This window comes from uncultured Alsobacter sp., from assembly GCF_945952055.1.
GTDB lineage: Bacteria > Pseudomonadota > Alphaproteobacteria > Rhizobiales > Beijerinckiaceae > Alsobacter.
The window spans coordinates 145205-159540 of record NZ_CAMFHB010000006.1 but is presented as its reverse complement, the minus strand read 5'-3'; the positions used below and the strand labels follow the sequence as shown (position 1 = coordinate 159540).

Below are 14336 nucleotides of genomic sequence, written 5' to 3'. Positions count from 1 at the left end.
CAGACGGAGAATGGCAACCGCCTTTCCTTCGCACGGCCCCTATCGCTCCTCGCTACTCGCCATTCGCAATTCACAACCCACCCCGTCCCCCGGAGCCCCCATACCTGGCAGGCCTCTTGCCAGCGTGGGCGAGACCCTGTTCGCTGGGGCGACCTCGAGGAGCACCGCCATGACTGACATCTACCCGCGCGACATGACCGGCTATGGGCGCAATCCGCCCGATCCGCGCTGGCCCGGCGGTGCGCGGATCTGCGTCCAGTTCGTGATCAACTACGAGGAAGGCGGCGAGAACAACGTCCTGCACGGCGACGCGGCGTCGGAGGCCTTCCTCTCGGAGATCGTCGGGGCGGCACCATGGCCGGGCCAGCGCCACTGGAATATGGAGTCGATCTACGAGTACGGCGCCCGGGCCGGCTTCTGGCGGCTGTGGCGCATGTTCACCCGCCGCAAGATGCCGGTCACCGTCTATGGCGTGGCCACGGCGATGATGCGCGGGCGCGAGCAGGTCGCCGCCATGCAGGAGGCCGGCTGGGAGATCGCCTCGCACGGCTACAAGTGGGTCGAGTACAAGGACATGCCCGAGGAGGAGGAGCGCCGCCACCTCATGGAGGCGATCCGGATTCACACCGAGGTGACCGGCTCACGCCCGACCGGTTGGTATCTCGGGCGTTGCTCGATGAACACGACGAAGCTGGTGATGGAGGAAGGCGGCTTCGCCTATTCGTCGGACAGCTATGCCGACGACCTCCCCTACTGGGTGCGGGGCCCCAAGGGACCGCACCTGATCCTGCCCTACACCCTCGATTCCAACGACATGCGCTTCGCGACGCCCCAAGGCTTCAACAGCGGGGACCAGTTCTTCAGCTACCTGAAGGATTCCTTCGACGTGCTCTATGCGGAAGGCGTCGAGGGATCGCCCAAGATGTTCAACGTGGGCCTGCACTGCCGCCTGGTCGGACGCCCCGGCCGCGCCGCGGCGCTGGAACGCTTCCTCGACTACGTGCTGAAGCACGACAAGGTCTGGGTGACCCGGCGCATCGACATCGCCGACCACTGGAGGAAGACCCACCCCGCCTGACGGCCCGGGGGCCGCGATCCTCGCGACTCAGTAGGTCTTCTTGGCGAGCTCGACGGCCTTGTCCGTCGCTCCGCCGAACTTCATGGCGTCCCAGTTCCAGCCCGGCGGCGAGGCGCCCGGATTCTGCGTCCGGAAGTCCTCCGCGCCTTCCTCCGCCCCCTTGAGGCCCCACGCGATGGAGTCCGCGGACGCCTTGGAGGTCGGATTGTCCTTGTTGTGGCGCATCAGGACCTCGAGCTGCGGCGACTGCTGGGCCGCGATCTTCACCGCGTCGTAGCCGGCGATCATGATGTTCATCTGGCGCTGGCTGACGATCCCGTTGCTGACCATGTACCGGGCGAAGAGGTAATGCTCGGCGGCCGCCAGGGACTCGTCGACGGAGTTGCTGCCGACGTTGCGGAACGCCTTGCAGTCGCGGAACGCGTGTTCGCGGGCAGGCAGCACATCCTCGGCCGAGTGAAGGGCCTGGTAGTAGGCGATCCATTGGCGGACGGCATCGTTGCTGACGGCCATGACGCAGATCTCCAGACTGACTGAAGCTGCGAGGCTGCCGTCATCGGCACCGTAGCGGTGTGCGATAGCGCACAGCGCGAGGCCGCCCGCGGTTCGGAGCCTGCCGACGCTACTCGGCCCGCCAGGGGAACGTCCATGTTTCCGTCAGGGCCCGGTTTCCGGCCTTGAGGAAGGCGCGCAGATCGGCCGACTGGCCCTTGTCCACGGCCACGTCGATGCCGGCGCGGAAGCCGTCGAGGCGCGGGTTGGGCGTCAGGAAGGTGCGCAGGATGCGGCCGTTGCTGATGCTGGGCACGATCTGCACCTTGTCGGGATCGGTGAGATAGTAGCCCAGGTCGCCACCGGCGAAGTCGATGATGAAGCGCCGGGTGCCGGGCGCCGCGGGCTCGGTGGAGCCCAGCGCCCGCGCGCTGGTCTGCCACGTGTTGATGGCGGCCCCGCCGGGATGAAGCGCGAAATCGTTCAGCACCGAGGTGACGCGGTAGCGCCAGATCAGCTGCTGGCCCTGCTCCGGGGTGGCCTTGGGCTTCCAATAGGCCACGATGTTGTCGTTGGTCTCGTCGCCCGTCGGGATCTCGGCGAGCTCGATGGAGCCCTCGCCCCAGTTGTCGCGCGGCTCGACCCAGTAGCTCGGCCGCGCCTCGTAGCCGAGGTCGAGGTCCTGGTAGTGCTCGAAGATCCGGTCGCGCTGCATCAGGCCGAAGCCGCGCGGGTTCGTGTCCATGAAGTTCGACAGGCTGATCTCGCGGGCGTTGCGCAAGGGCCGCCAGATCCACTCGCCGGCCCCCGTGTGCATGAGCAGGCCGTCACTGTCGTGCAGTTCGGGGCGGAAATCGTCGAAGAAGCGCCGGTCGTTCTCGCCCACGTAGAACATCGAGGTCAGCGGGGCGATGCCGATGCGCGGGATGGCCCGGCGCGGAAACAGCGTCATCGTCACGTCCACGACCGACTGCGTCGCCGGGTAGACCAGGAACTGGTAGGCGCCGGTGACCGACACGCCGTCCAGCAGGGCATAGATCACGGCGCGGTCCGCCTCCGGGCCCGGCGCCTCGATCCAGAACTCGCGGAACACCGGGAATTCCTCGGTCTCCTTCGCGCCCACGCCGATCGCCAGCCCGCGGGCCGAGAGGCCGTAGCGCTGCTTGCGGCCGAGGAAACGGAAATAGCTCGCCCCCAGGAAGGAGATGAGCTCGTCCTGCACCTTGGGATCATTGAGCGGATAGTGCAGGCGGAAGCCTGCGAAGCCCAGGTTCACCGGCAGCGGCCGATCGAACTTGTTGCGGCCGTAGTCGAACAGGTTGGCCGAATAGGGCACGGGCGCCGGCACGCCGTCGCGGATGACGTTGACCGTCACGGGACGCGTGAACAGGAAGCCCGGATGGAACATCTGCATCCGGAACGCGCCGCCATTGGCCCCGAGCATGGCGCGGTCGGGACGGAAGCGGATGTCACGGTAGGCGTCGTAGTCCAGCTTCGCCAGCGCCTCGGGCAGGGGCGGCGGAGTGTTGTCGTAGGGGACGGAGGCGAGGTCCCGGGCCCGGTTCACCACGTCGTCGTAGCCGAAGCGCGGCGCCGGCGCCGGCGGGGCCGGCGGGGGCGCGGCGGGGCCGGTCTGGGCCGCGGCCCGCTCCCCCACGAGAGCGGCGGACAGCGCGATCAGGCTGGACATGAAATCGCGGCGTGACGGAATCATCGGCGGGTCTCGCAGAGCAGTGAAGCGGCTTCGGACGGTCGAAGCGGAATGAGAATCACGCCCCCATGCGGCGGCAAGGCGGCCCCGGTGTGCGCAAGGCGCGCCGGCGGGCCTTCCTGGGCGATGGGGAAAGCGCTTGGGAACACCCAGATATCAGAGACTTAGGCCTTGCAGTAGCGAATTTAAACATCGTCGGAAATTTCACTTGAAGGGAGGGGCCATGGGACCTATGTATCGCCTCGCCCAATTTCGCACGTGCCTGTGGTCGCGTGCTGGTCGGTGGGCATCCGGACAAGAGGCCGGACAGCCGCCCGGGACAGGATCGGGACTATCGGGGTGGGAACCCTGATGGCGATGATCCCGGCAGCAATGCCGCGTTCCGAACCCTGACCAGCAGCCGGAGGCGAAACCGGCGTACCCTGCTCTCCCCAGGGGACGTGGCTTAAAGCAACGACGGAGCGGGCTTTTTTGGTCTCGTCCGGCCCTCCAAAGGCCGGGTCACCGAAGAGGCTTGTCCATCTTGCCAGGCGTGCGGAGCGGCCCCAAGCCGATCCAATCCAAGGCAGTTCGCTGCGGGTGACCTCACCCGACGCTGGCGTCTCCATCGCGCCGCGTCGTGGGACCGTCACCCGGGAACCACCTGGCGACCGTGTGTCGCTGCTTGACCTTGGGGGACCGTGCCATGACCGCACGCATCCGTGAGTTTCTGCGCAACCGACGTGACGACGGGCCCTGCATGGTGCTCGACCTCGATGTCGTGCGCGACAACTACCGCGCCTTCGCACGCTCCCTTCCCGACACGCGCGTGTTCTACGCCGTGAAGGCGAACCCGGCGCCGGAGGTGCTGTCGCTGCTGGCCTCGCTCGGCTCGTGCTTCGACACCGCGTCGGTCGCCGAGATCGAGATGGCGCTGGCCGCCGGCGCCACGCCGGACCGCATCTCCTACGGCAACACGATCAAGAAGGAGCGTGACGTCGCGCGGGCTTACGCCCTCGGCATCCGCCTCTTCGCGGTCGACTGCGTCGCCGAGGTGGAGAAGATCGGCCGTGCCGCGCCGGGCTCGAAGGTGTTCTGCCGCATCCTCTGCGCCGGCGTCGGCGCCGAGTGGCCGCTGTCGCGCAAGTTCGGCTGCGTCCCGGAGATGGCCGCGGACGTGCTCGAGCATGCGCACCGTCTGGGTCTGGAGGCCTATGGCGTCTCCTTCCACGTCGGCTCGCAGCAGCGCGACACGGGCGCCTGGGACCAGGCGCTCGCCTCGGCCTCCGCGATCTTCCGCGAGTGCGCCGAGCGCGGCATCCACCTCTCGATGGTCAACCTCGGCGGGGGCTTCCCGACGAAGTACCTGAAGCCGGTTCCGGGCGTGAAGAGCTACGGCAACGCCATCTTCCGGGCGCTGTCGAAGCACTTCGGCAACCGCCTTCCGGAGACGATCATCGAGCCGGGCCGCGGCATGGTCGGCAATGCGGGCGTCATCGAGGCCGAGGTCGTCCTCGTCTCGAAGAAGGCCGAAGAGGACGAGGTGCGCTGGGTCTATCTCGACATCGGCAAGTTCGGCGGTCTCGCCGAGACGATGGACGAGGCGATCCGCTACCCGATCCGCACGGATCACGACGGCGACGACAAGGTCCCCTGCGTGCTCGCGGGCCCGACCTGCGACTCGGTCGACGTGATGTACGAGAAGGAGCCGTACTGGCTCCCCGTCAGCCTGGAGATCGGCGACAAGGTGCTGATCGAAGGGACCGGGGCCTACACGACCACCTACTCGGCCGTGGCCTTCAACGGCTTCCCGCCGCTGCGATCCTACGTGATCTGATCCCTCCACCAGGGTCTCTGGTGCAGGACGACTGGAGGACGGCGGGGCGCGAGCCCCGCACCGTCCTGGCGCGCACCTCCCCGCGCCCGCGCTTCGGACCCGGTTCACCGGGTCCAGCTTCCCGAAAGCCCCCCGGATTTCGAACCGCGGCCAAGCCGCCGCGGGGAAGGAGCACGACCATGGCCGCGATCACGATCCGTGACGAAGTCTTTGCCGACGTTGCCGCCCGCGAGGCGCTGCTGGATGCCGCCTTCGGCCCGGCGCGCCACCTGAAGACCTGCGAGCGCCTGCGCGAAGGCCGCCTCCCCTCCTTCGCCCTGACGGCGCAGGACGAGGACGGCCGCCTCGTCGGCACCGTCCGCCTGTGGCACGTGGCCGCCGGCCCTGGCCGGCGCGCGCTGATGCTCGGCCCGCTGGCGGTCGACCAGACCGAGCGTTCCCGCGGCGTCGGCGCCACGCTGATGCGCGCGGCGCTCAACCGGGCGTCGGTCGACGGTGCGCGGGCCGTGCTGCTGGTCGGCGATGCGCCCTACTACGAGCGCTTCGGCTTCTCGGCCGCGGTCACGGAGAGCCTGTGGATGCCGGGCCCGGTCGAGCGGGAGCGGTTCCTCGGTCTCGAGCTGGTGGATGGAGCCCTCGCGGGAGCGCGCGGCTTCGTCAGCGCGACCGGTGAGCTCGCCCCGACGCCGGATCTGGCCGCGCTCGTCGCGGCCCAGGCCAACGACGGCGAGGCCCGCCGCGCGGCGTGAGCCATCAGCTCTCCATCTCTCCAGCGCGTCATGCCCGGGCTTGGCCCGGGCACCCACGACTTGAGGATGGTGCCGGCAAAGTCGTGGGTCCCCGGGCCAGGCCCGGGGATGACGGCGGAGAGGCCGAGGTCAATTGTGAGGCGGCCTTGCCGACGGAGGCGGAGGCCTCCGTTTCTCACCCTTCGTAGGCCGGCCCCGTCCCCCGCGGCTTGGCGTAGGGCGACAGCCCGCGCGGCAGGAACTGGCCGTCCGTCGGGCCGCCGAGGATCTTGCCGTCGTCGTAGACGTGCTTGCCGCGCAGGAAGGTCCCGACCGGCCAGCCGGTGACCTCGAAGCCTTCCCACGGCGTGTAGTCGGACCCGTGGTGCATCAGCGCCTGGCTGATGGTGACCTTGCGGTTCGGATCCCACAGCACGATGTCGGCGTCGGCCCCGATCGCGAGCGAGCCCTTCCTGGGGTAGAGCCCGTACATCTTGGCGTGGTTCGTCGAGGTCAGCGCCACGAACTGCTCGAGCGTGATGCGGCCCTTTGCGACGCCCTCCGAGAACAGGATCGGCATGCGCACCTCGACGCCGGGAATGCCGTTCGGCACCCACTTGAAGGAGGTGCGCGCCTTCGGGTTCAGCTTGCCGACGTCGCCCTCGTAGAAATAGGGGCAGTGGTCGGACGAGAAGGTCTGGAACACCCCCGTCTGGATGCCCTCCCAGATGGCGTCCCAGTCGGCCCGCGTGCGCGGCGGCGGCGAGCAGACATACTTGCCCCCGCTCTCGTCCATGTTGAGGCCCTTGAGGTCGTCCGCGGTGAGCGAGATGTACTGGGTGCAGGTCTCGCCATAGACCTTGAGGCCGCGCTGCTGGGCCCAGCGGATCTGCTCCATCGCCTCGCGACCCGACACGTGCACGATCATGATCGGCACGTCGATGAGCTCGGAATGGGAGATGGCGCGGTGGGCCGCCTCCCGCTCCACGATCTGCGGCCGCGACACCGCATGATAGTAGGGCGCCGTCTTGCCGGCCGCCTCGAGGCGCTCGGTCATGAAGCGGATCGCGTCGTAGCCCTCGCAGTGGACCATCACGAGCGCCTTCTCGCGCCGCGCGCAGTCGAACACCTCGAGCAGCTCGCGGTCGTTCAGGACCATGTCGTCATAGGTCATGAAGACCTTGAACGAGCTGTAGCCGTCGGCCACCAGCGCGGGCAGTTCCTGTCCGAGCACCGTGGGAGACGGGTCGGTGACGATGAGATGGAAGCCGTAGTCGACGAGGCACTGCCCGTCGGCCTCCTTGTGGTAGGCCTTCACGCTCTCGCGCAGGGACGCGCCCTTCGGCTGGATCGCGAAGGGGATGATCGTGGTGTTGCCGCCGGCCACCGCCGAGCGCGAGCCGGTCTCGAAGCCGTCGGCCATCTGCGCGCCATAGGCCTTCTGGGCGAGGTGCACGTGGCTGTCGATCCCGCCGGGCATGACGAGAAGGCCGGACGCGTCGACCACCGTGTCCGCGTCGGTCACCGCCCCGGCGAGCACGGCGACGAGTCCGTCCTTGATGCCGATGTCGCAACGCGTCACGTCGGCGGCGGTCACCACGGTGCCGCCCCGGATCGCAAGGTCATAGGTCGCCATGGAAGTCCCCCCTCGTGTGTCTGAAACGGCAACGTGTCCGCCAAGGACCAGCCCCCGTATGGTGGGCAAACGGATCGAGCGAAACCACGCGCTCTCAACCCAGCTCGAACGTCGTGATGCCGAAGATGCGGTCGAGCGGCAGGCCGGGGTCAGCGCCGCGATACATGCGCGCGGTCTCGAACACCGGCGACAGGTCGTGGCGCTCGGCCAGCGCGATGGCCTCGTCGTTGGGCTCGGGCGGATCGAGCGCGATCTCCTCGCCCTTCACGCCCGACGCGAGGGCCCGGAACAGCAGGTCGGCGTCGCGCGGATCGTCGGCGAACAGCGGGCCGATCTTGTAGCCCTGGCGCGCCTTGCGGATCACGCCATAGCCGCGGACTTCGCCGTCCTCGACGAGGCACCAGCCGGTGCGGCCGCCGTCCCGCGTCCAGCGCCCGACGAAACCGTCGCGGGGCACGGGGAAGAAGGCGCGGTCATAGGCGACCACGGACGGCAGGATGCCCTGCCCGATCCGCGCGAGGCGCGGGTCCTGCGGCATGTCGGCCCGCGCGACGCCGGCGTAGCGGACGTTGCGATGGGCCAGCGCGAAGCCGGACTTGCGGTAGTTGTCCTGCTGCGCGACCACGCCGTCGAGGCCCACGGTGCGCCCGGCGAGCCGACCCATGCCGGCCTGCCAGAGCTGCCAGCCGATGCCGCGGCCCCGAAACTCGGGCGTCGCGATGTAGAAGCCCAGGAATCCGAAGCTGTTGGCATAGGCCACGACGCTGATGCACGCCGCCGGCCGGTCGCCGACGAAAGCCATCAGGAAGCCGCCGGGGTCGGTGGCGAGGAAGGCGTCGGCATCGGCGAGGCCCGGGTTCCAGCCCTCGGCCGCCGCCCAATCGGTGGCGACGTCGAGCTCGGCCCGGGACATCGCCCTGATGGTGATGTCCTGGTTCATGATCACCCCTTGGGAGCGGCATCCGCGAAGATGCCACGGTAGACCTTGGGGCCGGGGGGCGCATAGCCGCCGCGCTTGGAGGTCTTGAGGCCGATCGATGCCATGCCCTCGACGAGTTTCACGGCCGCGGCGACGCCGTCGACGACGGGCAGCCCGTGGCGCTCGGACAGCACGGCGGCAAGATCGGCCATGCCGGCGCAGCCGAGCACGATGGCATCGGCGTGGTCCTCCGCCTTCGCACGCTCGATCTCCTCGCCGATCCGGCGGGCCGCGTCGGATGCCGGGTTCTCGAGTTCGAGCACGGGAACCTCGGCGGCGCGGATGCGGGCGCAGCGGCGATCCAGGCCGTATTTGAGCAGGTTCACCTCCAGGCACGGGATCGACCGCGACAGCGTCGTCACGACGCTGAACCGATGGCCGAGCATGCTGGCGACGTGGTAGGCGGCCTCGCCGATGCCCACCACCGGCGCCCGGGCGAGGGACCGGGCCGCCTCGAGTCCCGTGTCGTCGAAGCAGGCGATGACATGGCCGGCCACGCCGTTCGCCTCGCCACGGGCGATCTCCTCCAGCACGCCCGGGATGCAGAAGGCCTCGTCGTAGTAGCCCTCGATCGAGACCGGCCCGTTGGCGGGCTGGACCGCCGTGATCACGGTGCCGGGCGCCGCCACCGCGCGGGCCGCCTCGCCGATCTTGGCCGTCATGGACGCGGTGGTGTTTGGATTGATGACGAGAATATGCATGAAGCTCACACGAGACCCTTGCCGGCGTCCGAGCCCTTGCGGGCCTGCCGGGCCCGAAGGGTCAGGATGGACGCGAGCGCCACGCCGATGACCACGAAGGACACGCCGGTCGTGACGGTCCCCAGGGCATAGATTTCCGGCGTCGTGACCGTGGTGGTCAAGGCCTGCAGTTCGAGAGGCAGGGTGTTCTTTTCGCCGATCGACTGCGACGAGCGGGCGATCTCGTCCCACGACAGCGTGAAGCCGAACAGCCCGACGCCGACCAGCGAGGGCAGGATGATGGGCAGGATCACGAATCGGAAGGTTTGCCACGGGGTCGCGCCGAGATCGCGCGCCGCCTCCTCGAGCCGCGTGTCGAAGCGGTTGAAGATCGCGAACATGATCAGCAGGCCGAACGGCAGGGTCCAGGTGAGGTGTGCGCCCATGCCCGAGGTGTAGAGCCCCATGGCCGTGGTGTAGCCCTCGGAGAGCCACTCGGGTCCGTAGGTCTTGATGAAGTCGTCGAACAGGCGGAACTGCAACGCGATGCCGAGCGACGTCACGATCGACGGCACGATCAGGCTCGCCACGGTGACGTAGAAGACGAGCGCCTGCCCGCGGAAGCGCTTGCGGAACGCCAGCCCCGCCAGGACCGACAGCACCACGGTGGCCGCCATGACCGTGAGGCTCATGAACACCGAGCGTACGAAGGCACCCTTGATGTCGACGATGCCGCCGCCGTTCCAGAGCTTCTCGAACCAGTGCAGCGAAAGCCCGCGCAGCGGGAAGGTGAGACCGCCTTCCGGCCCCTGGAAGGACAGGACGAAGATCGTGATCATCGGCCCGTAGAGGAACAGCAGGAAGGCGCAGAAGAACGCCAGCAGCCAGTAGAAGGAACCAGGGCGACCCTCGCGCATCTCTAGAGCTCCTTGCGGATGTCGACCACCCGGTTCATCGCCGTGATGATCAGGAGCACCACCGCCAGAAGGATCACGGCATTGGCCGCGGCCGGCGGGAACTGCAGCGCCCCCAGCCGGGTCTCGATGATCTTGCCCGCCGACGCGATCTGCTGGCCGCCCATCACGCCGACCGTGACGAAGTCACCCATGACGATGGTGATCACGAAGATCGAGCCGATCACGATGCCGGGCTTGGCCAGCGGGATGATGACGGTCCACAGCGTCTGCCAGCCGGTGGCGCCGGCGTCGTAGGCGGCCTCGATCAGCCGCTTGTCGATGCGGGCCATCGAGTTGAAGATCGGGATCACCATGAAGAACGTGAACAGGTGCACGAAGGCAAGCACCACGGCGAAATCCGAGTAGAGCAGCCATTCCAGCGGCTCCTTGATCACGCCGAGCTTGATCAGGCCCTGGTTGACGAGGCCGTTGCGCCCGAGCAGCGGGATCCACGAGATCATGCGGATCACGTTCGACGTCCAGAACGGGATGGTGCTGATGAGCGCCAGCGTCATCTGCATGGTCACCGACTGGACGTGGAAGGCCAGGAAATAGGCGATCGTGAAGCCGATCAGCAGGGTGAAGAGCCACACCAGGAAGCAGAACTTCACCGTCGACACGTAGGTCTTCAGGATCGTGCACAGGCCGGGAAGCTGGTCGTAGCAGCCCTCGAAGGTCTCGACGTAGCTGCGCAGCGTGAAGTCGGGGACGAGCGAATACTCGGTGTAGTCCCAGAAGCTGACCATCACCACGAAGGCCAGCGGGATGATGAAGAACAGCCCGAAGACGAACGCGAACGGACCGACCTGAGCCCAGGCGGGAAGGGTGAAGGGATCTTTCGTCTTCACGCGGACCGCGCTCCCGTCTTGCCGGCTGAAAAAGGCCGCGGCGGACGAGCCGCCGCGGCCGGATCGTCGGTCAGCGCCTCAGGCGGCGATGAACTCGTTCCACTTGCGGACCATGTAGTCGTTCTCGTCCATGACGGCGTTCCAGCAGGCGACGTTGCCCATGCGGTCGTCGTAGGAGCCGCCGTCGCGCTTGGAGCCGGCCTTCTCGAGCAGCGAGCCGTCCGGAGCCTTGATGTCGTTCTTGGCCGCCTTGCCTTCCATCCAGAAGCCCCACTCGTCTTCCGTCATGAACTTCTTGGCGGTCGGGAGAACGGCCGAGTAGTAGCCCTGGCGGTTCAGGTAGGCGCCGGCCCAGCCGGACAGGAACCAGTTGACGAACTCGTAGGCCCACTCCGCCTTCTTGCCCGTGACGCCCTTCGACATGCAGAAGCCGGAGGCCCAGGAGCGATAGCCTTCCTTGAGCGGCTGGAACACGCAGGGAATGCCCTTGGAACGCACGGCCGTCACGGCCGGCGACCACATCGACTGGATGACCGTCTCGCCGGACGCCATCAGGTTGACGGACTCGTTGAAGTCCTTCCAGAAGGCGCGGAACTGGCCGGCCTTCTTGGCCTCCGTCAGCACCTTCATCGTCAGGTCGATTTCCTGCTTCGTCATGTTCCCCTTGTCGGGGTACTTGTAGAGGCCGGAGGCTTCCACGACCATCGCCGCATCCATGATGCCGATCGACGGGATGTTGAGGATCGAGGCCTTGCCCTTGAACTCGGGGTTCAGGAGCTCCTTCCAGCTTTCGATCGGACGCTTGATCAGGTCGGGGCGGATGCCGAGCGTGTCGGCATTGTAGGTCGTCGGGATGAGGGTGACCCACTCCGTCACGCCCTTGGCGAACTTGGTGGAGTTCTTGCCCTCGAGGAACATCACCTTCTTGGGCGCCGTGCCCTGGTCGCCGATGACCTTGCCGTTCGGCAGCTGGCCCTTGGTGAAGACCGGCGTGATGTTGTCGAATTCCTTGATCTTCTTGGCGTCGAGAGCAAGGATGTTGCCCGACGGAATGAGCTTCTTCAGGCTGAAGTATTCCGTGTCGAGCACGTCGAACGAGTTCGGCTGGGTGATGACGCGCTTGGTGACGTCGTCCGTCGTGGCCGAGATGTACTCGAGCGTGATGCCCGTGTCCTTCAGGAGCTGCTTGTTGATGTCGTCGGCCTGGTTCACCGCCGTGCCGAGATAGCGCAGGACCTTCTTCTCCTGCGACCAGACGGCCGGGAAGCCGGTGATGGCGCCCGAGCCGGCAGCGGCGCCGGCGACGGCACCGGCCGTCTTCAGCACCGAGCGACGCGATACCCGCGTCGTCTTGATGGTTTCGTCAGTCATGCCCCTCTCCTCATGAAAAAGCCCGTCGCGTCAGGCGGCGGGTGACAAGCGATGGATGTCTGCCTCGCCCCAGGACACGGCGACCTCGTCGCCGGGATTGAGGGGCGCGGCATCGAATGCGGCCTCGCCGACCTGTGCGGTCAGCTCCCGAGCCGCGGGGGATTCCAAACCCACCTGCACGTAGGTGCCCTGGTACTCGACGTCCCGGACACGGGCGCGCAGGTGGCCGCCCTCGCTGCGCGAGAGGCGGATCCGGTCGGCTCGGACGGCGATTGGCCCGGCCGACGTCTCGATGACGTTGTGTCCGCCGATGAAGCGGGCCACGAAGGCGGTGCGCGGTCTGTTGAAGACTTCGCGCGGTGAACCGGCCTGTTCGATCAGGCCCTGGTTCATGACGACGACGAGATCGGCCAGCGCCATGGCCTCGTCCTGGCCATGCGTGACATGCACGAAGGTGATGCCGAGCTGCTTCTGCATCGCCTTGAGTTCGGCGCGCATCTTGATGCGCAGGAAGGGGTCGAGCGCCGAGAGCGGCTCGTCGAGCAGCAGGATCTGCGGCTCGGTGATGAGGGCCCGCGCCAGCGCGACGCGCTGCTGCTGGCCGCCCGAGAGCTGGGCCGGCAGCCGTTCGGCATAGGGGTCCATGGCGACGAGCTTGAGGAGCTCCATCGCCTTGGCACGGCGGACGTCCTTCGCCACGCCCCGCATGCGCAGCGAGAAGGCGACGTTGTCGATGCAGTTGAGATGGGGAAAGAGCGCGTAGCTCTGGAACATCATGGCGGTGCCGCGCCGGGCGGGCGGCAGGTCAGTCACGTTCGCCGCACCGATGATGATGTCGCCCTCGCTCACGGCCTCGTGGCCGGCGATCATCCGCAGCGTCGACGTCTTGCCGCAGCCCGACGGGCCCAGCAGGCAGCAATAGGTGCCGGCAGGCACCTTGAGATCGATCCTGTCCACGGCGGTGGTGATGCCGTAGCGCTTGGTCACGCTGACCAGTTCGAGGGCGGACCCTTTCACGCGATCACTCCTGATTGCGAGGGGAGCGATACAAAGGCCGTGCCAGCGCGGATTCGGCGGGGAGTCTGAGAGACTTGCGAAGACAGCCGCGGTGCGTGGGGCCGCGATCGGCCAGGTGGCGAGCGGCGGGCGCCCAATAAAGAGGCAATTGGATACGATCAGGGGCAGAGATTGTATACGATCTCTACAGGCACGCAGACCGCGGGCATGGCATCATCGCCGCGAGGAGATGCAACCGTGACCGATGGCACGACCGGCCTGCCCGAAGCCGCCGACCGCTCGTCCGAGATCGCGGAGGCGATCGTCGGTGCCATCGTCGAGCAGCGGCTGGCCCCCGGGACGCGGCTGGGGGAAGACGACCTGGGAACGACGTTCGGGGTGAGCCGCACCATCGTGCGCGCGGCCCTTCGCATGCTGGCCCGCGACCAGATCGTGACCATGCGCCCGCACCGCGGCGCGACCGTGGCCTCGCCGACGGTGACCGAGGCGCGCCAGGTCTTCCACGCGCGCCGGGTCGTCGAGGCCGCCCTGATCCGCGATGCCGCGAAAAGCTGCAAGCCGGCCGACGTCCGGGCGCTGCGAGGCCACATCGCCGCCGAAGGCGAAGCCCTGGCCCGTGGCGACCGGTCGGCCGCCATTCGCCTGTCGGGCGACTTCCACATGCGCATCGCCCAGCTGTCGCGGCAGGACGTGCTCACGGGCTTCCTGCGCGAGCTGATTTCCCGGTCGGCACTGGTCATCGCGCTCTACGGCACGACGCGGGCGTCCTCGTGCGGCACGCAGGAGCACGAAGCCCTGCTGGAGGCCATCGCGCGGCACGACGCGGACACCGCCGTCGCCCTCATGACCGCGCACCTGGAGCACGTCGAGCACGATCTCGATCTCGCCCGTGGCAAGGGGACCAGCCTCGACCTCGCCACCGCGCTCGTGGGCCGCCGCTCCTGATCGGCTCACCGACGTCGCTTCGCGGATGGCGTCCGGCGGCACCTCCACTATAGTCCCTCGCCGACACCACGGACCAGCG

General features: G+C 67.9%; 12 protein-coding genes and 1 pseudogene. 4 read left to right on the top strand and 9 right to left on the bottom strand.

Features of this window, described 5'->3' with window-relative positions; translation table 11 throughout:
• Nucleotides 1–169: 169 nt before the first annotated feature.
• Nucleotides 170–1069 (top strand): annotated as a pseudogene (gene puuE / locus Q0Q47_RS06930) (allantoinase PuuE); the annotation flags it as partial.
• A 36-nt stretch (nt 1070–1105) separates the two neighbouring features.
• Here the strand turns inward: puuE and Q0Q47_RS06925 are convergent.
• Both Q0Q47_RS06925 and Q0Q47_RS06920 read right to left on the bottom strand, forming a co-directional pair.
• On the bottom strand, nt 1106–1591 hold the full coding sequence (locus Q0Q47_RS06925; protein ID WP_293856423.1) for a hypothetical protein: 486 nt from the start codon (nt 1589–1591) through the stop codon (nt 1106–1108).
• Nucleotides 1592–1700: 109 nt separating this feature from the next.
• Entirely contained in the window at nt 1701–3284 is a 1584-nt protein-coding gene (locus Q0Q47_RS06920) for a glucan biosynthesis protein (protein WP_293856420.1), read from the bottom strand.
• Nucleotides 3285–3966: 682 nt separating this feature from the next.
• On the opposite strand from Q0Q47_RS06920, the gene Q0Q47_RS06915 reads away from it, so the two are divergent.
• The gene (locus Q0Q47_RS06915) at nt 3967–5097 is read left to right on the top strand and encodes a type III PLP-dependent enzyme (protein ID WP_293856417.1); all 1131 of its coding nucleotides are present in this window, start codon (nt 3967–3969) and stop codon (nt 5095–5097) included.
• Nucleotides 5098–5276: 179 nt separating this feature from the next.
• Nucleotides 5277–5846 (top strand): GNAT family N-acetyltransferase, encoded by a 570-nt coding sequence (locus Q0Q47_RS06910; RefSeq protein ID WP_293856414.1) that lies wholly within the window; start codon nt 5277–5279, stop codon nt 5844–5846.
• Between the two features lie 175 nt (nt 5847–6021).
• On the opposite strand, the gene hydA is transcribed toward Q0Q47_RS06910, so the two are convergent.
• The 7 genes from hydA to Q0Q47_RS06875 all read right to left on the bottom strand — a co-directional run bounded on the left by hydA (nt 6022) and on the right by Q0Q47_RS06875 (nt 13312).
• Entirely contained in the window at nt 6022–7461 is a 1440-nt protein-coding gene (gene hydA, locus Q0Q47_RS06905) for a dihydropyrimidinase (protein ID WP_293856411.1), read from the bottom strand.
• Between the two features lie 94 nt (nt 7462–7555).
• Nucleotides 7556–8401 carry a GNAT family N-acetyltransferase gene (locus tag Q0Q47_RS06900; protein ID WP_293856408.1) on the bottom strand — a complete coding sequence of 282 codons (846 nt, stop codon included), beginning with the start codon at nt 8399–8401 and terminating at the stop codon, nt 7556–7558.
• 2 nt (nt 8402–8403) lie between these two features.
• Nucleotides 8404–9141, bottom strand: coding sequence for an aspartate/glutamate racemase family protein (locus Q0Q47_RS06895; RefSeq protein ID WP_293856405.1), 738 nt, complete (start codon nt 9139–9141; stop codon nt 8404–8406).
• A gap of 5 nt (nt 9142–9146) precedes the next feature.
• Nucleotides 9147–10037 carry an ABC transporter permease gene (locus Q0Q47_RS06890; protein ID WP_293856402.1) on the bottom strand — a complete coding sequence of 297 codons (891 nt, stop codon included), beginning with the start codon at nt 10035–10037 and terminating at the stop codon, nt 9147–9149.
• A gap of 2 nt (nt 10038–10039) precedes the next feature.
• Nucleotides 10040–10924 carry an ABC transporter permease gene (locus Q0Q47_RS06885; RefSeq protein WP_293856399.1) on the bottom strand — a complete coding sequence of 295 codons (885 nt, stop codon included), beginning with the start codon at nt 10922–10924 and terminating at the stop codon, nt 10040–10042.
• A 78-nt stretch (nt 10925–11002) separates the two neighbouring features.
• Nucleotides 11003–12295 (bottom strand): extracellular solute-binding protein, encoded by a 1293-nt coding sequence (locus Q0Q47_RS06880; RefSeq protein ID WP_293856396.1) that lies wholly within the window; start codon nt 12293–12295, stop codon nt 11003–11005.
• Nucleotides 12296–12325: 30 nt separating this feature from the next.
• Entirely contained in the window at nt 12326–13312 is a 987-nt protein-coding gene (locus Q0Q47_RS06875) for an ABC transporter ATP-binding protein (RefSeq protein WP_293856393.1), read from the bottom strand.
• A 237-nt stretch (nt 13313–13549) separates the two neighbouring features.
• On the opposite strand from Q0Q47_RS06875, the gene Q0Q47_RS06870 reads away from it, so the two are divergent.
• Entirely contained in the window at nt 13550–14257 is a 708-nt protein-coding gene (locus tag Q0Q47_RS06870) for a GntR family transcriptional regulator (RefSeq protein WP_293856390.1), read from the top strand.
• Nucleotides 14258–14336: the final 79 nt, after the last annotated feature.